Consider the following 19,631-nt stretch of genomic DNA (forward strand, 5'->3'; position numbering starts at 1 on the left):
TCATATGTTTATAGCAGAATTATCTTAGCATATTAACTATATGCGGGTGCCACTTCCCGTTGATGGCAGAAAGCTAAGATATCAGCAGAAAAATTTAAATAAGAGAGTTTTTTGACATAATATCGCCCTGCAATTTATTTAATAATCGCCCTGACGAATCAGAGAAAAATAAGGCATCTGAAGTAAAATATTAGCTGTACTCCTTTAACTTCAGCGTATAAAAGTGAGCAAAGGACTGATTTGACATACGCTTATATATTAATAATTCCGTTATTACGTTCTCCACCAGCAAAATATAAGCCATCCGTACTATTCAGAAGTAACCATTGAATATGATTTTATAAATCCGCCGTTAACTTAAAGTAGCTTTATACCGAAAAAAGATAGAGGCGCTAACCGGAAGTAAAGATTATTGTTTAGCCAGGGTTCAACGGGCGCAACTGTCGCGAAAAAGCGGGTAAAACCGCTTCGTAACGATGTGCTTTCAGGTTCAGAATGGTACTGATTATTCAGGTTAACTAATGACAGTAAGATAACAGAACGGTAGATGAATGCTTAAAATGATACGCTGCTGTAAAAATCACTCGTCGCCTCACGCTAACATCGACTTAAAGCGAGCAAAATATAACCACATATCACTACTTTCTATGTGACATCAGATAACAATAGTAAGTAGCACCATTATTGTGGCTGTCGAATCGATTTTTTATTGATTATTTGATATATCTCAAACATCTCATGCTCAACAGGACTATTATTAGCACCGCTCCGGGTCGTTAGCTCAGCTGGTAGAGCAGTTGACTCTTAATCAATTGGTCGCAGGTTCGAACCCTGCACGACCCACCAACTCCAGAGCAAATATTAACGTTCAATCTTCTCTTTCTGCCCTGTTCGACAAACATCGCACAACATTTCGCTCTGCTTTCCTGAACAATATTTATACGCTTTAGCAGCTAATCCCACGCGGTAAAAACTGCGCGTTATGGCGGATTACATCAGGTGGAGAACTTTCGTATCAGGCTATCAAGCTGCTCACAAGCCTGTTCCAGTGTTGCGTCATGTTTACCTGAAATACCCAGCAGCAATCCTGAACGCGCAGGGATACCGGGTAAATACCATCCGGATAACGGCGAAGGAGCCAGATTATAATGGTATGCGTGGCGAGCGATAGCCCGGTCTGATACATTTTCAGCAAGAGGCAACAACACGGATAACCCATTGATTTCAGGACGATAGCCTGCCTGTTGCAGTATCTTTGCCAGCTCGATACTGCGGATACCATAGATTTTTTTCATTTTTCGCAGATGGCGCAGAAAGTGCCCTTCATTTAAAAAAGCACGCGTTGCCATTTGCAGGGCCGGATCCGGAGCCGGAGAAAGGCAGGCGGCGACATCAGCCACGACATCAATTAGCGAGTGCGGCACAACGACAAATCCCAGCCTGAGCTTCGGGCTGATAGTCTTACTGAAAGAACCAATATGTATTACCCGACCACTGGTATCCTGGGAGGCGAGTGCCGGAGCCGCCCGGCGATTAAGCTGAAGTTCGCCCAGGTAATCATCCTCCAGGATCCAGCTACTGTTTTGGTGCGCCCAGGCCAGTAACTGGTTGCGTCTTGTCCGGGACAATGTCATACCCAGCGGTGCCTGCTGTCCTGGTGTCACCAGTGCAAGGGCCGCCTCGGGAGCCAGCCGGATGCCATGCTCTGTGTTTATACCTTCAGCATCCACGCTCACCGGCACGATCGTTAAACCGGCAAGTTCCAGTGCCCTTCTCGCGGGCGGAAAACCTGGATTTTCAACCCAGGCTTTCTGACCACTTAAAGAGAGCGCATGTAATATTAATCCCAGCGCGCCGGTAAAACCCGCCGTGATAAAAATTTGCGAGGGATGACACTTTATTCCCCGTGAGAGTACCAGTAACCCTGCAATTTCACGGCGCAGCGCACTTTCTCCCCTCGGATCGCCGTAGTGATGGCTGGAAGACATTGTCTCGCGGGCTGCGGCAGCAAAAAGTCGAGAAAATAGCGGCACGGGAAAAGCATCATCGGCAGGAACACCCATTTGGAAGACGCCAGCTGGCGACCAATACTCCTGGTACATCTCCGAGGCTGGGAGCGGTTCAGGAGATACCGGACAGACCATGTTGGCAGGTAAATGCTCAGCGATGCTGGTCCCCCGCGAGCGGGACGTCACCACCAGCTGTTCGTCAAACAAACGATCATACGCTGTTTTTACTGTTCCACGTGATACGCCGAGCTGAACCGCTAAATCAATCCAGGACGGCAGCCGCGTACCAGGGAGTAATACGCCTTCCCGTATTGCTTCAGTGATTCCGCGACGGATTTGCTCAGAAATTGGCACCTTTGTTTTACGATCGATGGTTAACGCCAATTTTTTTCTCATCATTCCACTCCCGATACCGGTATAAACCACACCGCTCTTCAGGTCAGGTGCGTCTGTTTTGTCCATTCGCTTCATCAGTGACCAACTCAAGCGTGGTACAGAGAAATCATTCAATTTTGGTTCTTTTAACGTAATATCCAGCTGTTAAGCTTGGCTCAAATTCACTGAAAATGGATATACTATAATGAGCCAACGTATTGATTACACTAAAACTTCCCCTGCCGGAGTAAAAGCCCTCGGCGGCGTCTACGCCTATATCGCACAATGTGGGCTGGATAACACGCTTGTCGAGTTAGTTTACCTGCGGGTGAGTCAGATAAACGGGTGTGCATTCTGTCTGGATATGCACACGCGCGATCTGTTAAAGAAAGGGCTGAGTCCGGTGAAGCTGTCCCTTGTCCAGGTGTGGCAGGAAGCTGAAAACGTTTTCACCGAGCGCGAGAAGGCAGCGTTATTATGGGCCGAAACGGTAACGCGAGTCGCGGAAACCCACGTTCCGGATCGGGACTTTGAAGCCGCCTCTGCCATCTTTACCGCTAAAGAACTGGCCGATCTCACTATGGCGATTGGGTTGATCAACGCTTACAACCGTCTGGCAATTAGCTTTCGTAACGTACCGCAGGAGGCAATTGACGCAGGCGGTGCTGTCTGATGCCTGTCGTCAGCGGTCTGACTTCTCGCCAAAGAAATAAAATCCCAGCGGAAGAGAGAAAATCAGGGTTAATACCAATGTATATACCAGTACCATTGCGCCCTGTAATAAATACATTTGCGTTGTCCAGGTAGAGAGCGGCATATTATATTCTTCCACCACGCCACCGATGGTGGCGCGAATGAGAATCGTCAGCGCCACACAAAATACGACAAATATCGCCAGAAGAAATTTCTTACCTTCTGGCCGTTTCAGTTTTTCACGTATCACAGCACTGCCTCTGATTAAGGATCTCTACCGCCTACCTTAGTGGATCAGATAGTTCTGGACAACCCTACGAAGGCTTCTGGTAAGGTATGCGGCACTAAAGCGAAGAATCTGGAACACTCCATGCTCTCAACACTCATCTATCGCAGCCATCTCTGCGATGACGTCCCGGTAAAAACCCTGGAAGAAATGGTAAGCAAAGCCAACCGACTCAATGAATTATATGATGTCACTGGTATTTTGCTGTTCAACGGAACCCATTTTTTTCAGGTGCTGGAGGGTCCTGAAGACGCAGTGCTCACCATCTACCAACGTATCTGTAAAGATAGCCGACATCATAATCTGGTCGAGCTAATGCGCGACTACGCCCCTGCTCGCCGTTTCGGCAACACTGGAATGGAGCTGTTCGATCTGCGTGAATACGATCCGAATACGGTTCTTCAGGCGGTATTTGATAAAGGAACCACCAAATATCAGCTGACCTATGATGACCGGGTGCTGCTGTTTATTCGCACCTTTGTCGAAGCGAGGGAAAAAGAGAATTATTTTGAAGTGCCGCCTGCGGATGCCTGGGATTTTATCGCTGATGAGGAAGTCAGCATGGAGAGCGAGGTGATTCCTGCTGACGCGACGCCTTACCACTACGCTTTCCAGCCAATTATCGATCCCTTCTCACGCAGCATTGTCTCACTTGAAGCGCTGATGCGTAATGCAGACGGTTCTTCCCTGCGCGAGTACTTTGCTCAGTTTTCCAGGGATGAGGTCTATGACGTCGATGTTAAATCGAAAAAGCAGGCTTTTGCACTGGCCAATAAGCTGGGTATCGAAGGGCTAACCCTTTCAATCAACTTGCTGCCGATGTCGCTGGTTATGGTGCCAGACGCGGTTGATTTTCTGCTGGCAGAAATTCAGGCCAACGGCCTGGTTCCTGAACAAATTGTGGTCGAAGTGACGGAAAACGAGGTTATTTCACGCCTCGACGCGTTCGAAACCTCGATTAAACAGCTAAAAGCGGCAGGAATTAGCGTAACGATAGATAATTTTGGTGCGGGATCTGCCGGTCTGCTGCTGCTGACGCGTTTCCAGCCCGATCGGATTAAAATCGATCGGAATATTATCAGCGACGTGCATAAAAGCGGCCCGAAACAGGCCATCGTCCAGGCCATTATCAAGTGCTGTTCATCGCTGGAAATTGCCGTAACCGCTGAGGGCGTCGAAAAGCCCGAAGAATGGATGTGGCTGGAAGCCGCCGGAATTTATCATTTCCAGGGACCGCTGTTTGCCGCGCCGAAACTGAACGGTATCCCCGCCGTTGCCTGGCCTGAAAAGAGCTGAATAAAAAGCCCGGCGTTTTATGCCGGGCAATACAATACGTTTGCCATTAACGCGGCGCGTTACGCCATTCTGACCGCCGCTTTTTCCAGCGCGCCCTGAATAGCTTCCGCCAGCTCGTTAATTTCAAATTTGGCAACATAGCCATCGGCACCTACCTTCCGAACATGCTCTTCATTGGCGCTGCCGGATAGTGATGAGTGGATCACCACCGGAATTTTTTTGAGGTATTCTTCGCGCTTGATATTACGCGTCAGCGTAAAACCATCCATTTCCGGCATTTCCAGATCGGTTAATACCAGGCCGATACGCTCGCTGATCGGTTGCCCGGCCGCCTGCGCCTCATGAGCAATGCGCTTAATTTTTTCCCAGGCTTCCAGACCGGTATTATGCATCATCACCGGCAGGCCCATGGTTTTCAGCCCCTGCTCCAGCATCGTCCGTGCAACTTTTGAATCTTCCGCGACGATGATTGATGCGCCAGGTTTAATATTGAAGGTACGTCCCTTAACTTCCTGCGGAGCGGCGTCGCGTACCGATGGCATGATGTCATAAAGGATCTGCTCAACGTCCAGCACCATCGCCAGGTTATTGCTTTGCCCGTCGCTCTCAAGACAGGCAATGCTGGTAATATTGCGGGTACTGATGCCTGATTCAGCAGTATGTACCTGGTTCCAGTCAAGACGCACGATATTATCAACCGACTCGACGGCAAAAGCCTGCGTACTACGCGCATATTCCGTTACCAGCAGCAAATTTAAGCCGGTAGAGGGCGTGCAGCCCGCCACGGCAGCCAGATCGATTACCGGGATAATTTGCTCACGGATATTGGCCATTCCCAGCAGCGGTGACTGCATGCCTGCCGCTTTGGTAATGGTTGGCATCGGTACGATTTCGCGCAGTTTAAACACGTTAATACCAAACAGCTCAGCCTTTTCGCCATCAGGAGATGACCCCAGACGGAATAATAACAGTTCGAATTTATTGGATAAGGCGAGATTCGCTCTCTCATCAATATCTTTCTGGAAGTTATCCATTGTTACCTCTGGGTTATTATTGTGGCTGGCATAAGCTCACAATGGGATGTCCATAATGTGTTTCTTGTTCTCGTCACGGCGACGTAGCGCTTATGCTGCCGCTCTTATAAGTTATCGGCAGCTAAAAATAAAAATACAGAGGAAAAGGAATAACCTTATGTGCATTCTGTTTCATAACTCACAGTTTGCAGGGGAACAGTAGCTTCAGACGAACATTATTGCGTTAAAAACAGACAACTTTATCTCGGGAGAAATAAAAAACCCCGATCGGAAATGTCGGGGTTTTTTATCATGTTGATGTCATCATCAGATTAGTGTTTGCCGTCGGTATCGTACGGATCGTCTTTATCATCGCTGCTGTCATCACGCTTACGCGGGATCTCTCCCGCCCGATCTGGCGCGCCATTAGCAGCGAAATCATCCTCTTCATAAGGATTAGGAGCGTGTGGCGCAACTTCAGGCAGGCCATGATGTTTATGGTCGTCCGGGAAAGGCTTGTTGTGGTCGGGACGTTCTGACATAGGTTCCTCCATTAACGCAGGTAAGTTAACAGAGTATAGGCGATAGCCTGAACAGACGCCGGAAATGCAGACTGCTCTGACAACCAATAAAAAGGCCACCCGCAGGTAGCCTTATACTTAAATTTAATTGTATTTATATTGTTACCGAAATAACCAGCTTACGGTATGGGGTTCCCCTGGTGTGACCGCACTATTGTGCCATCTCCTCGTTTACAGACGCATTTTTCGGGCTGCACGCAGCGTTTAGGTGGTTTAAATTCAAACCGGACGAACCGTAAGCGAGAAGATGCCGTCATTATTTATAAAACTAATTTATGGTTCTACTCCCCTAAAGTACAGGTCTTCCCCTGACTATAGTTTACCTTCTGCTGAAAAATAGCGCGGTCACGCCCTGTTCGACGTTCATTTGGCCCGATCCGTATCAGGCAACGCCGAGCGCGACTTTAACCTCGTTAGCGATCTTCTCTACCTGCGGCCCATAGATAACCTGAACGTCATGATCGCTGACGCGATTAACCCCATTGGCACCGGTAGACATCAGGGTTTGATCCACAACTTCTTTCATATCTTTCACCCGGACACGCAGACGGGTAAAGCAGCAGTCAACTTCCTCAATGTTATTTTCGCCGCCCAACCCGCTGATGATGACTTTGGTTCGATCATCGACGCTAAACGCCTGCGGTGCCGTCTCCTGCTCTTCCACTTCGCGTCCCGGCGTTTCAACGTTCATACGCCTGATCACCCACTTAAAGCCGTAGTAGTACAGCGGCGCGTAAATCACGCCCAGCGCCAGCGTCCACCACCAGTGGGTTTTCGCTCCACCAAGAATACCGAACACCACCAGATCGATAGCACCGCCCTGCACGTTGCCAATCATCAGATGCAGCATCGACATCAGCATAAATGAGAGGCCGGTCAGCAAGGCATGCAGGATATAAAGCACAGGCGAAACAAAAATGAAGCAGAATTCCAGCGGCTCGGTAATACCGGTAGTAAATGAGGTTAAGGCCCCCGCCAGCACCAGCGCCTTAACGCGCTGTTTATGCTCCGGGCGCGCGGTGTGGTAAATTGCCAGCGCCGCCGCCGGCAGGCCAAACATCATTACCGGAATTTTTCCCTGAGCAAGAAAACGGGTTGCGCCACGCACGATATCATCCGGGATAGTTCCGGGATGCGTCAACGAGGCGTTGAAAATATTCAGCGCCCCCACAATAGTCTGATTATCGACGGTGGCAATGCCGCCAATCGGCGTAAAGCGTACGGTTTCATTCAGAATATGGTGCAGCCCGGTGGGGATCAGCAATCGTTCGCAGGTACCGAGTAAAAAAGCGCCGTACTGCCCGCTTTTACCGATAAACTCGCCAACCCAGGCGATGCCTGCGCCGATGGTCGGCCAAATCAGTGCCAGTAGTACCCCCACCAGCGGCAGCACCACTACCGTAACGATCGGTACAAAACGTCGCCCGCCAAAAAAGCTGATCGCGGTCGGCAACTGCTGAGTATAAAAACGGTTATGCAGCATCACCGTCAGCAGCCCGGCAATTACCCCACCCAGGACGCTCATGTTAAAGGTGAAGATCCCCAGCATATCGATATATTCTGCCGAGGTCATCATCGCCGTGGTCTGATCCATTCCGGCCTGCTGTAGCGCTTCTGGCGTAGTGGTTTGCGACGTTATCCCTTTCGCAGCCAACGTAGCGCTGATACCAACATGCATAGCGATAAAGCCAATCACGGCGGCAAAGGCGGCAGTCGGCTTCTCCGCCTTTGCCAGGCCGATAGCGCTGGCAACGGCAAAAAAGACCGGCAGGTTGGCAAACAGCGCCCCCGCCACCTTGCGAATAAAGCTGATGATTATTTGCGGCGTCTGCATACTGGCGAACGCATCGCCGGTAATGGCAGGGTTTTGCATCGCAGCGGCCACGCCAAGAAAAATACCGGCGGCGGCTATCACTGAAATAGGCATCATCAATGCCTTGCCGAACGCGTGAATCTTGCTGGTGAAATCTTTCATCAAAGGCCTCTGTCGCTGGGCAGAAAGCTTCATTATTAGCCAGCTATGGGATTCACACCGCCCAGGCAGCGGTTGGCAAAGGATAAAATTTGAGCGAATTCACACTTTTTGACGCCGCGATAAAGGAAACCTATCACACCATTAAGTCAATCAATTAGACAAAATATTTAACCAGAAGCAGACTCCCCAGCAAAAGACGCAATAAATATTTAACGATTCTTAAACACCAACACCTGCATCCATATGAAATTCAAATCGCAAATAAAACCGTACCAGGCCGCGGCGGGCGGCTGGGGCTCGCTGGAAGCGACCACCCGTTTCGTTATTGACAGCAAACAAGCGTTAAAAAACATGCGTAACCTGATGCGCATGAACAAAGCTAAAGGCTTTGACTGCCCAGGCTGTGCCTGGGGAGACGACAATAAAAGCACCTTCAGCTTCTGCGAAAATGGTGCTAAGGCGGTAACCTGGGAGGCAACTCGTCGCTTCGTCGATGCTGACTTTTTCGCGCAGCACAGCGTCAGCACCCTTTACCAGCAAAGCGACTATTTTCTGGAGTATCAGGGCCGCCTGACCGAGCCGCTACGCTATAACCGTCTGACCGACCATTACGAACCGATTAGCTGGGATAACGCCTTTGCGCTGATCGCTCAGCATATTCACGCAATGGACAACCCCGATCAGATGGAGCTATACACCTCAGGGCGCGCCAGCAACGAAGCCTCCTGGCTCTATCAGCTGTTTGGGCGCATGGTTGGCACCAACAACTTCCCTGACTGCTCGAACATGTGTCATGAAGCCAGCGGCTCCGGCCTGAAGCGCAGTATCGGCGTGGGCAAAGGCACTATCCGTCTGGACGATTTCGATCATGCAGACGCAATCTTTGTTTTCGGTCAGAACCCCGGTACCAACCATCCGCGTATGCTGCACAGCCTGCGTCATGCTGCCGATCGCGGCGCACGCATTGTTACGTTCAATACATTGCGCGAGCGCGGCCTGGAGCGTTTTGCCGATCCGCAGAAACCCCTGGAAGTGGTAACTTCGAAAGCGGGCACCATTAGTTCTACCTATTACCAGCCTAACCTCGGCGGCGATATGGCTGCGGTACGCGGTATGGTTAAAGCGCTGGCGGAAACGCATCGCGCCCGTATCGCCGCAGGCGAAAAAGGTCTGTTTGACGATGCCTTTATCAGCGCCACTACCCAGGGCGTGGAGGATTATCTGGACGCCGTTGACGCCACCAGCTGGGAACAGATCGTGCAGCAGTCCGGCCTGAGCGAGCAACAGCTGCGTGAGGCGGCAGCCATCTACCAGAGCGCCGATCGCGTTATCTGTACCTGGGCGATGGGCATTACCCAGCACAAACACTCGGTGGATACCGTACGCGAGATCGTTAACCTGCAATTGCTGTTTGGTCAGCTCGGCAAAAAAGGCGCAGGTCTGTGCCCGGTGCGCGGCCACAGTAACGTACAGGGCAACCGCACCATGGGTATCGATGAGAAGCCGTCTCAGGCTTTCCTTGATGCGATGGCAAAACATTTTAATTTTGAACCGCCGCGTGCACCGGGCCACAACACCGTTGAGGCGCTGGAAGCGATGCTGCGTGATGAAATTAAAGTACTGATCGCGCTGGGCGGCAACCTTGCCGCCGCCGCGCCGGACAGCCCGCGTACCGAAGAAGCGATGCAGCGCTGTGGCCTGACCGTGCACATCAGCACCAAGCTGAACCGCAGCCATCTGGTGCCGGGGCACGACAGCCTGATCCTGCCGACGCTGGGCCGTACCGAGCAGGATATGCAGGCGACCGGCTCGCAGTTTATTACCGTGGAAGATTCCTTCAGTATGGTGCACGCCTCTGAGGGTGTCGGCAAGCCGCTGGCGGACACGCAACGCTCTGAAACCGCCATTGTGGCGGGCATCGCTAACGCCGTACTCAGCAGCTTTAACCTTGACTGGCTGGCGCTGGCGGCGGATTACAACAAAATTCGCGACCATATCGCCGCCACCATCCCAGGTTTTGCCGATTTCAATAAGAAATGCGAGCAGCCCGGCGGATTCTATCTGGGTAACGCCGCGGCAGAGCTGCGTTTTAATACGCCGGACGGTAAAGCGCACTTCAGCGCGGCGGCTTTGCCAACGTCGCTTTACCCGCAGCTGGGCGATATTGAGGTACCTTTTACCCTGCAATCGCTGCGTTCGCACGATCAGTACAACACCACGATTTACGGCCTCGACGATCGCTATCGTGGCGTTTACGGCCAGCGCGAAGTGCTGTTTATCAACCCGGAAGATATGCGCGAGCTGGGCTACAGCGCCGGACAGAACGTGGATATTGAAACCCTGTGGAACGATGGGATTACCCGTCGCGTCAGCGGCTTTAAGCTGGTGCCCTACAATATTCCACGCGGTAACCTGGCGGCCTATTACCCGGAAACCAACCCGCTGGTTCCCCTCTCCAGCTTTGGCGACGGCAGCGGCACGCCAACCTCTAAATCCATACCGGTGAAAATTTCACTTACGGTGGAAGTGGCCTCGCAGCGTATTGCCTGATAGGCTGTAAGTCTGTGTAAAAAGCCGGAGCTACCCGGCTTTTTGCGTTTATTACACCTTGCTGCATGACAGGTAATCGCGTAAAACTGTCTGCCGCTCTTAGGCCACGAAACTAAAAACAACTATGTTCCAGGATAACCCGCTGCTTGCGCAGCTTAAAGAGAAGCTTCATGCCCAGACGCCGCGTGTGGAAGGGGTGGTAAAAGGCACCGAAAAAGGTTTCGGTTTCTTAGAAGTCGATGCACAAAAAAGCTACTTTATTCCGCCGCCGCAGATGAAGAAAGTGATGCATGGCGACCGGGTGATTGCAGCGTTGCAAACTGACAAAGATCGCGAAATTGTTGAGCCGGAAACGCTGGTAGAGCCTTTCCTGACGCGTTTCGTTGGCCGGGTGCAGAAAAAAGACGATCGTCTGTCAATCGTCCCTGACCATCCGTTGCTGAAGGACGCCATTCCCTGCCGTCCGGCGCGCAGCCTGCAGCATGATTTTCAGGCGGGTGACTGGGCAGTGGCGGAAATGCGTCGCCATCCGTTAAAAGGCGATCGCGGTTTTTACGCTGAGCTGACAGAATTTATTACCACCGGTGACGATCATCTGGCACCGTGGTGGGTGACACTGTCACGTCATAACCTTGAGCGTGAAGCACCAGCGGTTAACTTCAGCGAAATGCTGGATGAAAAACTGGAGCGTGAAGATCTTACCGCGCTGGATTTTGTCACTATCGACAGCGCCAGCACGGAAGATATGGACGATGCATTGTTTGTCGAAGAGCTGGACGATAACGCGCTGCGCCTGACTATCGCCATCGCCGATCCTACCGCTTACGTCCCTGCCGACAGCGAGCTGGACGCCATTGCTGCCGAACGCGCCTTCACCAACTATCTGCCGGGCTTTAATATCCCGATGCTGCCGCGCGAACTTTCTGACGATGTCTGCTCGCTGCGTCCTGATGAGCGCCGTCCGGCGCTGGCCTGTCGTGTAACCGTCGCCCAGGATGGCAGCCTGTCCGACGTGCATTTCTTTGCGGCCTGGGTCGAATCTAAAGCCAAGCTGGTCTATGACGACGTCTCCGACTGGCTGGAAAACAGCGGTGAATGGCAGCCGTCAAGCGAAGCGATTGCCCGGCAGATCCGTCTGCTACACCGTATTTGCCAGGCGCGCGTAGCGTGGCGTCAGCAACATGCGCTGGTGTTTAAAGATCGTCCCGACTATCGCTTCCTGCTGGGAGAAAAAGGCGAAGTGCTGGATATCATCGCAGAGCCGCGCCGTATCGCTAACCGTATCGTTGAAGAAGCGATGATCGCTGCCAATATCTGTGCCGCGATGGTGCTGCGCGAGAAGCTTGGTTTCGGCATCTATAACGTACATCTGGGCTTTGACGCCATTAACGCTGAGCAGGCAGCCGCCGTGCTGGCGAATCATGGCATCACAGCCGACGCAACCGCAATGGCTACGCTGGAAGGTTTCCGTCAGCTGCGCCGCCAGCTGGATGCACAGCCAACGCAGTTCCTCGACAGCCGTATTCGTCGTTTCCAGTCCTTTGCAGAAATCAGCATCGAGCCGGGCCCGCACTTTGGGCTGGGCCTTGAAGCCTATGCAACCTGGACCTCACCAATTCGTAAGTATGGCGATATGATCAATCATCGCCTGCTGAAAGCGATTATTCGTGGTGAAAGCGCACCGCGCCCTGCCGATGAAATCACGCTGAAAATGAGTGAGCGTCGTCGTCTGAATCGTATGGCCGAGCGCGATGTGGGTGACTGGCTCTATGCCCGTTTCCTGCAAAAAGCGGCGGGCAGCGATACCCGCTTCAGCGCTGAGATTATCGATATCTCCCGTGGTGGTATGCGTGTGCGTCTGCTGGATAACGGTGCCGTCGCCTTTATCCCAGCCCCCTTTATCCACGCGGTGCGCGATGAACTGGTATGCAGCCAGGAAAGCGGCACGGTGCAGGTAAAAGGCGACGTGGTTTATCGCGTGACTGATGTTATTGAGGTGACTATCGCCGAAGTTCGTATGGAAACCCGCAGTATCGTGGCACGCCCCGCTGCCTGATAACGCGCTTACGGGACAGCCATTTAGCTGTCCCGCTTCCGTTTATTTTTCCTCTCTTACTTTCGTTACTGTTAAAAACGCCTGCCGCCTCACACTTCCTTAAACTCCTCCTTTCTTTAGCAATTCTTTAAATTACTTTTAACTTGCTTAATATCCCCATCCCTTTTCCTCTGGATGCTACAAGGAGTAAGTCATGAAAAACGTCAGAACCGGCCTAACCTGGTTAGCCGTGGCGTTGATTGGCGCTTTTGCTTTCGCCATGCTGGCGATTAACCGGGGCGAGCCGGTTAACGCCGTCTGGCTGGTGGTCGCGGCAGTCGCCTGCTACAGCATCGCTTACCGCTTTTACAGTTTGTTTATCGCCAGGAATATCTTCGAACTTAACGATAACCGCATCACGCCCGCCGAACGCTATAACGACGGCCTTGACTATGTGCCCACCAATAAATGGGTATTGTTCGGGCATCACTTTGCGGCGATTGCCGGTGCCGGACCACTGGTCGGCCCTATTCTGGCGGCACAGATGGGTTTTTTGCCCGGCACTATCTGGATTCTGGTTGGCGTCATGCTGGCCGGTGCGGTACAGGATTTCCTGGTGCTGTTTATCTCGACGCGACGTGACGGACGATCGCTGGGAGAGATGGCGCGCCAGGAGCTGGGTGCTTTTGCCGGGGTGATTACTATGCTGGGCGCGCTTGGCGTGATGATCATTATTCTCTCGGCGCTGGCGCTGGTGGTGGTGAAAGCGCTGGCGAACAGCCCGTGGGGGTTGTTTACCATTGCCGCGACAATCCCTATCGCGCTGCTGATGGGCATCTGGATGCGTTTCCTGCGTCCGGGGAAAATCGCTGAGGTTTCATTGATTGGCTTCGTGCTGATGATGGCGGCGATTATCTACGGCGGCGATATCGCTCAGCATCCTTACTGGGGCCCCTTCTTTACGCTGAAAGGCACCACGTTGACCTGGGTGCTGGTCGCCTATGGCTTTATCGCCTCGGTGATGCCGGTCTGGCTGCTGCTGGCACCGCGCGATTATCTCTCTACCTTTTTAAAAATCGGCGTTATCGTCGGGCTGGCGATTGGCATTCTGTTCGCCATGCCGGAGATGAAAATGCCCGCCGTTTCGCGCTTTATTGACGGCAGCGGCCCGGTTTTCTCCGGCGCGCTGTTCCCCTTCCTGTTTATCACCATTGCCTGCGGCGCGATCTCCGGCTTTCATGCGCTGGTCTCCAGCGGCACCACGCCGAAGCTGGTCGAGCGTGAAAGCCATATCCGCTTTATCGGCTATGGCGCAATGCTTATGGAATCCTTTGTCGCCATTATGGCGTTGATTTGCGCTTCAGTGATCGATCCAGGCGTTTATTTTGCCATGAATGCGCCAGCGGCGCTGATCGGCACCTCGGTGGAAAATGCCTCACAGGTGATTAACGGCTGGGGATTTGTGGTCACGCCAGAGATGCTGAACGGCATTGCCCGCGACGTTGGTGAAACCTCGATACTTTCACGTGCTGGCGGCGCGCCTACTTTTGCCGTTGGTATGGCGCATATCATTACCGATGTGTTTAACAGCCGCGCAATGATGGCGTTCTGGTATCACTTTGCCATCCTGTTCGAAGCACTGTTTATTCTTACCGCCGTGGACGCCGGTACCCGCGCCTGCCGTTTTATGGTGCAGGATCTGGCGGGCACGCTGATTCCAGGACTGGCAAACAACCGCTCCTGGCTGGGCAATATGGCAGGAACCACCGTGGCGGTGGCAGGCTGGGGCTTCTTCGTGTACCAGGGTGTGGTCGATCCGCTGGGCGGCATCAATACGCTCTGGCCGCTGTTTGGCATCGGTAACCAGATGCTGGCCTCAATGGCGCTGATTCTGGGTACCGTGGTGTTGTTTAAAATGAAGAAACAGCGCTACGCCTGGGTAACGATTCTGCCGACGGCATGGCTGTTTATTACCTCGATGACCGCAGGCTGGCAGAAAATCTTCCATGAGAAACCCGCGATTGGTTTTCTGGCGCAGGCGAACAAATTCAGCAAGGCGATCAATGAGGGTGTAATCATCGCCCCGGCAAAAAGCATCGCGGATATGCAGACGATTGTCTTGAGCAATCAGATTAACGCCGCGCTGTGCGCCTTCTTTATGCTGGTTGCCGTCACGATGCTGATTGCCGCCTTTTTTGTGATTCGCCGCGCCCTGAAAAGCGAGCGCCCCACCACACAGGAAACCACGCCTGCACTGCGTAAGGAGGCGCGTCATGTCTGAATACTTTTTATTACCGCCGCCACGCAAGGCGCCGCTCATTTATCGCTGTCGGTTACTGTCTGCGCCAGCAACCACCGCACCACGGGGCCTGCGCCTGTTCTGGCAACGGCTGGCGCAGAGTTTTCGCCTGATGGTTGGCGTACAGGATTACCAAACCTATCTGCGCCATATGCGGCTGCACCATCCTGCCACGCCGCCGATGTCGGAGAAGGCGTTTCATCGCTACTGCCTTGAAGCACGTTTTCCCAGCCAGGCAGGTAAAGTCGGAAAGTGCCCCTGTTGAATCATTAACCGGTGTTAACCTTCCGTTTTGCCTGATAGTATCCCTGTGCGGTATAACTTCGCTTGCGCCATGTAAAATGGCGCTTTATTCTCATCTGCTGCGCTAAATGTTAATTTTCAACAGAAAAATATTCGTTCTGATGCGCGCTGTGCTTATGTATTCGGGCGGAAAGTATTACTAAAATAACGATAGTTCGCGCGTTCTTTTTATAGGATGGTCCGTATGCTTGACGATCAGGGGCAAACGTTACTCTTTACGCTGTTTGGTACTCGCAGCCCCTACTGGCACCTTACATCCGACAGCGATGCGCTCAGGCTATCACGCGAAGAGCTGGCGGATACCAATCTCGCCGTGCCGCTCTCTTCTTCTCAGGCACAGCTGCTGCGCGCCATGACCGTGGTGACATCCAGCGTAAACCTGGTCATTAATCTACGTGGTGAAGAGCTACCGATGCACTTTGTCGGGCGCAAGGTCAATCAGGGCGAATGGGCGGGCACCGCTTCGGCCTGGGGCGATACCTCATCGGTGGCGCGCGATCTGACGCAGGGGCTTTCTTTTGCCGAACAGGTCGTATCGGAAGCCAATTCAGTCATCGTTATTCTCGATCAGCACGGCAATATTCAGCGCTTTAATCGCCTGAGCGAGGAGTATACCGGGTTGAAAGAGCAGGAAGTGATCGGGCGTAACGTCTTTAAGCTATTTATGACCAGGCAGGAGGCGCTGGCGTCGCGCCGTAACATTACCGGCTTTTTCCGCGACGGCAGCTCCTATGAAGTAGAGCGCTGGATTAAAACCCGCAAGGGCCAGCGTCTGTTTCTGTTCCGCAATAAATTTGTGCACAGCGGCAGCGGCAAAAACGAAATCTATCTGATCTGCTCCGGCACCGATATTACCGAAGAGCGGCGCGCGCAGGAGCGGCTGCGCGTGCTGGCGAATACCGATACGGTGACCGGCCTGCCGAATCGTAACGCCATTCACCAGCGCATTACCGAAGTGCTGGAAAAGCGCAGTGATGGTCAGATCGGCGTGGTTTATCTCGATCTGGATAACTTTAAAAAGGTGAACGACGCCTACGGTCATATGTTCGGCGATCAGCTGTTGCAGGCGGTATCGCTGGCGGTGCTCTCCTGCCTGGAAGCGCAGCAAACGTTGGGGCGGCTCGGCGGCGACGAGTTTATCGTGCTGGCGGAAAACAGCAACCAGGCAGCGCTGGAAGCGATGGCGGCCCGTATTCTTACCCGGCTGCGCCAGCCTTTTCGCATCGGCCTGATTGAAGTCTATACCGGTTGCTCTATCGGTATTGCGCTGGCCCCGGAGCATGGCGAAGATCGTGAAAACCTGATTCGTAACGCCGATACGGCGATGTATCACGCCAAAGAGAGCGGACGCGGCCAGGTTTGTCTGTTTTCGCCGGAGATGAACCAGCGGGTATTTGAATACCTCTGGCTCGATACTAACCTGCGTAAAGCGCTGGAGCATCATCAGCTGATTATCCACTATCAGCCCAAAATCAGCCCGAACGGCAAGGTTTACAGCGCAGAGGCGCTGGTGCGCTGGCTGTCGCCGGAGCGCGGCCTGATCCCGCCCAATGAGTTTATCTCCTATGCCGAAGAGTCCGGCCTGATTGTCCCGCTGGGACGCTGGGTGTTGCTTACCGCACTACAGCAGATTCTGACCTGGCGTCAAAAAGGCATTTTTCTGCGCATTGCGGTAAACGTCTCCGCACGACAGCTTATCGACCAAAGTATCTACAACGATCTGAAACAGGCGCTACAGTTAAACGGCATCACCGTCAGCCCAATCGATATTGAACTGACCGAAAGCTGCCTGATTGAAAATGAGCAGCAGGCGCTGCATCTGATGCACCAGTTTCGCGAGCTGGGCGCGGAAGTACATCTGGACGATTTTGGTACCGGCTACTCCTCGCTCTCCCAGCTGGCCCGGGTGCCGATTGATGCTATCAAGCTGGATCAAAGCTTTGTGCGCGGCGTGGATGAGCGTCCGGTATCGCAATCGCTGGTACATGCTATCGTCGCAGTGGCGAAAGCGCTGCATCTGCGGGTTATCGCGGAAGGCGTGGAGACGGAAAAAGAGGAGCAGTTTTTACTGGAGAACGGCGTCGATGAGCGCCAGGGCTACTATTACGGAAAGCCAATGCCCGCAGACAAGCTGGAACATTGGCTGGCTCAGCGTTCTGCTGGTGCTTAGTACTTCCTGTTAACGAGGTTTATGCCTGAAGCATAGCCCTTAGCTAGCCTTACGCAGCTGTGAACTCAGACGATTTTGCAACTGCACCAGGCGTGCCATATAGGCGAGATCCTTTTCTTCAATAGAAAAAGCAAAGTCCACCCAGTCCTCGGTGATATCCATCAGCTCAGCACGAGTTAACTGCAACACGCGCTGACGCGCCTTCAGCATCGCCTTAACGCCATTGAGTTTCGGACGCAGCGTATCAATAAAGGTGCGTGTGGCACGGTAGCCTTCTCCCGGCTGAAACAGCCGATCCACAAGGCCGCGGGTTTCAAACCACTCTGCGGTATGGCTTTCACCGTCGCAGATCAACTCTTCCGCCAGCTTCATGCCCGCACGCCGGGCCACCAGCGAGTAGCCGCCCATGCCGGGAAACAGGTTAAAAGCGATTTCCGGGAATCCCATACGGGCGTTATTCTGGGCCAGCAGAAAATGATGGGCCAGTGCCGCCTCGAAGCCGCCGCCCAACGCGCTGCCCTCCACCATCGCGATAGTTACCGCACCGGTATCAAAACCGCGTGCCGCTGCATGAATGCAGTCTACGCAGGCACGCGCGTAGGCACGCAGCGCTTCACGGCGCCCGTTTTGAATACAATCGACAAAAAAACTGAGATCGCCACCGGCGTTGAACATTTGCGGCACCAGCGAGCCGGTGACCCAAAAATCGATCGTTAAGCCTGAACGTTGAGCAGCGTAGCTCAGGTTCATGATCTCTTCGATCAGCGCGTGATTGAAGGATGGACGCGGTTCCGCCCGTAGCAACATCCACATGGTACGTCGCTCTTCTTCATAATAAGCATCCAGTTGGGAAGTTTGTCCAGCTTCGGTGAACAGTCTGCAGGTGGGTTGGTTAATTACTGACATAGTCTCATCCTCTGTATTAGTGATGCGTTAAACGCAACACCAGCGTAATGCAGAGCGAGACAACACTGAATGAAGGTCTGATTTTTAAGATAAAAAGCAGAAAGCCTCACCGACAAATCGTCGGTGAGGCTGGCAAGAGATTACTTAATTGCAGCGGTCTGGTCAGCAGCAATACGCTGACGTTTCACCCACTTAGAATAAACAGCAGTAATGATTGGCACTAACAGTGAGGTTACGATCACTGACGTTGCCACCAGCGTAGTTGCCGCAGGCGCTACCGGTTTAAACTGCGGCACCATTTCCGCAATCAGTACCGGCGTTGCCACCGCAGCACCCGCTGAGCTGGACGCTGCCACGCCCGCCGTACCGTCACCGCCGCCAATCAAACGATCGGCAATAATCAGCGGAATACCGGTTATGATGATGACCGCAATACCCAGCAGAATACCCAGCAGACCTGTCTGCGCGATCACGGAAAGATCGATGGTATTACCCAGCGCGAATGCGAAGAAAGGAATCAGGGTCTGCACCGCTTTGCTGAAGAATTCACGCAGCTCAGGATCGAGGTTGCCTAACGTGAAACCCACAACAAAAGGCAGCACCGCGCCGACAAATACGTGCGGCTCAAACGATGCGATACCTGCCGTACCCAGAATAACCATGGTCATCAGCGGGCCAGATTCCAGCGACATCAGAACAAAGGCACCCGCCTCTTCTTTTGTGCCGTACTGCTGCATCAGCGATGCATAAAGACCACCGTTGGTCATATCCATCGCGGCCACTAATGCCAGTGTAGAAAGCCCTGCCAGCATACCCACTTCAAATCCATTTTCAGGGATAAAACGGGAAGCAATAGCGGCAACGATCCATGCAACGGCGATTTTAGTCACTACCAGCGTGCCTGATTTACGCAGCACGGTACCGGTAGCGCTGATTTTAATCGACGCGCCCATACAGAAGAACCAGACGGCCAGAATCGGCACCGTCCCGCTCATCAGACCGTTGGTAAACGATCCCAGATGTTTACCCGCATCGGGGGAAAAGGTATGACAAAGCGCCCCCAAAAAGAGGGGCACTAACATCATCCCACCTGGAATTTTATCGATAGCTTTCTTGATTTGCATTTTTTTCCACCTTAGT

General features: G+C 52.8%; 14 protein-coding genes and 1 tRNA gene. 8 read left to right on the forward strand and 7 right to left on the reverse strand.

What is annotated here, in order from left to right; genetic code table 11:
* Positions 1–770: 770 nt before the first annotated feature.
* A tRNA-Lys gene (locus tag C7M51_RS06985) sits at positions 771–846 on the forward strand.
* 149 nt (positions 847–995) lie between these two features.
* Here C7M51_RS06985 and pdxR read toward each other — a convergent pair.
* On the reverse strand, positions 996–2,471 hold the full coding sequence (gene pdxR / locus C7M51_RS06990; RefSeq protein WP_244323807.1) for a MocR-like pyridoxine biosynthesis transcription factor PdxR: 1,476 nt from the start codon (positions 2,469–2,471) through the stop codon (positions 996–998).
* Positions 2,472–2,589: 118 nt separating this feature from the next.
* Here pdxR and C7M51_RS06995 point away from each other — a divergent pair, with 118 nt between their 5' ends.
* Positions 2,590–3,057 carry a carboxymuconolactone decarboxylase family protein gene (locus tag C7M51_RS06995; RefSeq protein WP_160621124.1) on the forward strand — a complete coding sequence of 156 codons (468 nt, stop codon included), beginning with the start codon at positions 2,590–2,592 and terminating at the stop codon, positions 3,055–3,057.
* Between the two features lie 9 nt (positions 3,058–3,066).
* Here C7M51_RS06995 and C7M51_RS07000 read toward each other — a convergent pair whose 3' ends face one another.
* Complete coding sequence (locus C7M51_RS07000) at positions 3,067–3,327, reverse strand: DUF2534 family protein (RefSeq protein WP_160621125.1); 261 nt, start codon at positions 3,325–3,327, stop codon at positions 3,067–3,069.
* Positions 3,328–3,447: 120 nt separating this feature from the next.
* Between C7M51_RS07000 and C7M51_RS07005 the strand changes: the two genes are divergently transcribed.
* A complete protein-coding gene (locus tag C7M51_RS07005) occupies positions 3,448–4,659 on the forward strand; it encodes a diguanylate phosphodiesterase (RefSeq protein WP_160621126.1) in 1,212 nt (403 codons plus the stop codon).
* A 59-nt stretch (positions 4,660–4,718) separates the two neighbouring features.
* On the opposite strand, the gene C7M51_RS07010 is transcribed toward C7M51_RS07005, so the two are convergent.
* From C7M51_RS07010 to C7M51_RS07020, 3 genes are all read right to left on the reverse strand, one after another.
* The gene (locus C7M51_RS07010; protein ID WP_160621127.1) at positions 4,719–5,693 is read right to left on the reverse strand and encodes a chemotaxis protein; all 975 of its coding nucleotides are present in this window, start codon (positions 5,691–5,693) and stop codon (positions 4,719–4,721) included.
* Between the two features lie 311 nt (positions 5,694–6,004).
* Positions 6,005–6,214, reverse strand: coding sequence for a hypothetical protein (locus tag C7M51_RS07015; RefSeq protein ID WP_160621128.1), 210 nt, complete (start codon positions 6,212–6,214; stop codon positions 6,005–6,007).
* Between the two features lie 421 nt (positions 6,215–6,635).
* Entirely contained in the window at positions 6,636–8,228 is a 1,593-nt protein-coding gene (locus tag C7M51_RS07020; protein WP_160621129.1) for a PTS transporter subunit EIIC, read from the reverse strand.
* Between the two features lie 243 nt (positions 8,229–8,471).
* Here C7M51_RS07020 and C7M51_RS07025 point away from each other — a divergent pair, with 243 nt between their 5' ends.
* The 5 genes from C7M51_RS07025 to pdeR all read left to right on the forward strand — a co-directional run bounded on the left by C7M51_RS07025 (position 8,472) and on the right by pdeR (position 17,585).
* A complete protein-coding gene (locus tag C7M51_RS07025; protein ID WP_160621130.1) occupies positions 8,472–10,778 on the forward strand; it encodes an FdhF/YdeP family oxidoreductase in 2,307 nt (768 codons plus the stop codon).
* Positions 10,779–10,902: 124 nt separating this feature from the next.
* Positions 10,903–12,834, forward strand: a complete 1,932-nt coding sequence (locus C7M51_RS07030) for an exoribonuclease II (protein ID WP_160621131.1) — start codon at positions 10,903–10,905, stop codon at positions 12,832–12,834.
* 193 nt (positions 12,835–13,027) lie between these two features.
* Positions 13,028–15,094, forward strand: a complete 2,067-nt coding sequence (locus C7M51_RS07035; RefSeq protein ID WP_160621132.1) for a carbon starvation CstA family protein — start codon at positions 13,028–13,030, stop codon at positions 15,092–15,094.
* Positions 15,087–15,377 carry a YbdD/YjiX family protein gene (locus C7M51_RS07040; RefSeq protein ID WP_160621133.1) on the forward strand — a complete coding sequence of 97 codons (291 nt, stop codon included), beginning with the start codon at positions 15,087–15,089 and terminating at the stop codon, positions 15,375–15,377. The genes C7M51_RS07035 and C7M51_RS07040 overlap by 8 nt, the downstream gene beginning before the upstream one ends.
* Positions 15,378–15,599: 222 nt before the next feature.
* A complete protein-coding gene (pdeR, locus tag C7M51_RS07045) occupies positions 15,600–17,585 on the forward strand; it encodes a cyclic di-GMP phosphodiesterase (protein ID WP_160621134.1) in 1,986 nt (661 codons plus the stop codon).
* A gap of 39 nt (positions 17,586–17,624) precedes the next feature.
* Here pdeR and C7M51_RS07050 read toward each other — a convergent pair whose 3' ends face one another.
* The gene (locus C7M51_RS07050) at positions 17,625–18,491 is read right to left on the reverse strand and encodes a crotonase/enoyl-CoA hydratase family protein (protein ID WP_160621135.1); all 867 of its coding nucleotides are present in this window, start codon (positions 18,489–18,491) and stop codon (positions 17,625–17,627) included.
* A 140-nt stretch (positions 18,492–18,631) separates the two neighbouring features.
* Positions 18,632–19,615 (reverse strand): 2-keto-3-deoxygluconate transporter, encoded by a 984-nt coding sequence (gene kdgT / locus C7M51_RS07055; protein ID WP_160621136.1) that lies wholly within the window; start codon positions 19,613–19,615, stop codon positions 18,632–18,634.
* Between the last annotated feature and the right edge of the window lie 16 nt (positions 19,616–19,631).

Origin of the sequence: Mixta intestinalis (assembly GCF_009914055.1) — a bacterium.
In the GTDB taxonomy this organism is placed as follows: Bacteria; Pseudomonadota; Gammaproteobacteria; order Enterobacterales; family Enterobacteriaceae; genus Mixta; species Mixta intestinalis.

Excerpts from the sequence above, each read along its gene's own strand:
- pdxR (WP_244323807.1), bottom strand. The coding sequence starts at position 2,471 with ATGGACAAAACAGACGCACCTGACCTGAAGAGCGGTGTGGTTTATACC.
- C7M51_RS06995 (WP_160621124.1), top strand. The coding sequence starts at position 2,590 with ATGAGCCAACGTATTGATTACACTAAAACTTCCCCTGCCGGAGTAAAA.
- C7M51_RS07005 (WP_160621126.1), top strand. The coding sequence starts at position 3,448 with ATGCTCTCAACACTCATCTATCGCAGCCATCTCTGCGATGACGTCCCG.
- C7M51_RS07010 (WP_160621127.1), bottom strand. The coding sequence starts at position 5,693 with ATGGATAACTTCCAGAAAGATATTGATGAGAGAGCGAATCTCGCCTTA.
- C7M51_RS07015 (WP_160621128.1), bottom strand. The coding sequence starts at position 6,214 with ATGTCAGAACGTCCCGACCACAACAAGCCTTTCCCGGACGACCATAAA.
- C7M51_RS07020 (WP_160621129.1), bottom strand. The coding sequence starts at position 8,228 with ATGAAAGATTTCACCAGCAAGATTCACGCGTTCGGCAAGGCATTGATG.
- C7M51_RS07025 (WP_160621130.1), top strand. The coding sequence starts at position 8,472 with ATGAAATTCAAATCGCAAATAAAACCGTACCAGGCCGCGGCGGGCGGC.
- C7M51_RS07030 (WP_160621131.1), top strand. The coding sequence starts at position 10,903 with ATGTTCCAGGATAACCCGCTGCTTGCGCAGCTTAAAGAGAAGCTTCAT.
- C7M51_RS07035 (WP_160621132.1), top strand. The coding sequence starts at position 13,028 with ATGAAAAACGTCAGAACCGGCCTAACCTGGTTAGCCGTGGCGTTGATT.
- C7M51_RS07040 (WP_160621133.1), top strand. The coding sequence starts at position 15,087 with ATGTCTGAATACTTTTTATTACCGCCGCCACGCAAGGCGCCGCTCATT.
- pdeR (WP_160621134.1), top strand. The coding sequence starts at position 15,600 with ATGCTTGACGATCAGGGGCAAACGTTACTCTTTACGCTGTTTGGTACT.
- C7M51_RS07050 (WP_160621135.1), bottom strand. The coding sequence starts at position 18,491 with ATGTCAGTAATTAACCAACCCACCTGCAGACTGTTCACCGAAGCTGGA.
- kdgT (WP_160621136.1), bottom strand. The coding sequence starts at position 19,615 with ATGCAAATCAAGAAAGCTATCGATAAAATTCCAGGTGGGATGATGTTA.